At 36.2% G+C, this 941-nt stretch carries 1 pseudogene; it reads left to right on the top strand.

The window, feature by feature from the left end:
* Positions 1-575 (top strand): annotated as a pseudogene (locus A7Z29_RS23050) (ISAs1 family transposase); the annotation flags it as partial.
* Positions 576-941: the final 366 nt, after the last annotated feature.

The raw sequence follows: 941 nt of genomic DNA, 5'->3' as shown, positions 1-941 counted from the left end.
CATTAGTGCGTTCTCAACTATGCACAGTCTGAGCCTTGGGCAGATTAAGACAGATGAGAAATCCAATGAGATTACAGCTATTCCTGAAAATATTAACATGTTGAAGATTAAAGTAAACATTATCACAACTGATGTGATGGGTTGCCAGAAAGATATTGCAGAGAAGAAATCCGTCTTCATATTGTTTGCGATGTCCCTGATGAACTTATTGATTTTACGTTTGAATGGAAAGGACTGAAAAATTATGCGTGGCAGTCTCCTTTCGGTCAATAATAGCAGAACAAAAGAAGGAGCCAGAAATAACGGTCAGATATTATATCAGTTCTGCTGATTTAACCGCAGAAAAGTTTGCGGCAGCGATTCGAAATCACTGGCACGTGGATGTGGTAATGAATGAAGACGACTGCAAAATAAGAAGAGGAAATACAGCAGAATTATTTTCAGGGTTCAGGCATATCGCCATTAATATTTTGACGAAATATAAGGTATTCAAGGCAGGGTTAAGACGTAAGACGCGAAAAGCAGCCATGGACAGAGACTACATCGCATCAGTCCTTGCGGGAAGCGGGCTTTAGTAATCTTGCTCTGGTTTTCAATTAAATACCAAAAATATGAAAGCGTGAAGGATGAAAAATACCCAGAAATTCTGATTTATTATGGTATTAAAGGTTCGGGGATAAATAGAGTAGATGGATGATTTTTCTCATGTACAAAGGATGGGAGAGCTCGTGGTTTAGGTTTAATTTGCATGGCTGACGTTGGTGAAAGTCGCTATTTTAAAACTGCAAAAATATCTATGGATAAGAATAATTTGATTATAAAGATGAGTAATGTGGAAATAGTATTTAAGATAGCAAAGTGAATATTTGTTTTAACAGTATTTATGTTTTTTAAAAAGAGAAAAATGGTGTGCGATTATTGGGTTACAAATCAAATCATAG

It is taken from the genome of Escherichia sp. MOD1-EC6842 (assembly GCF_002965705.1).
Lineage (GTDB): Bacteria > Pseudomonadota > Gammaproteobacteria > Enterobacterales > Enterobacteriaceae > Escherichia > Escherichia ruysiae.
This window is presented reverse-complemented; position numbering and strand designations above follow the sequence as displayed.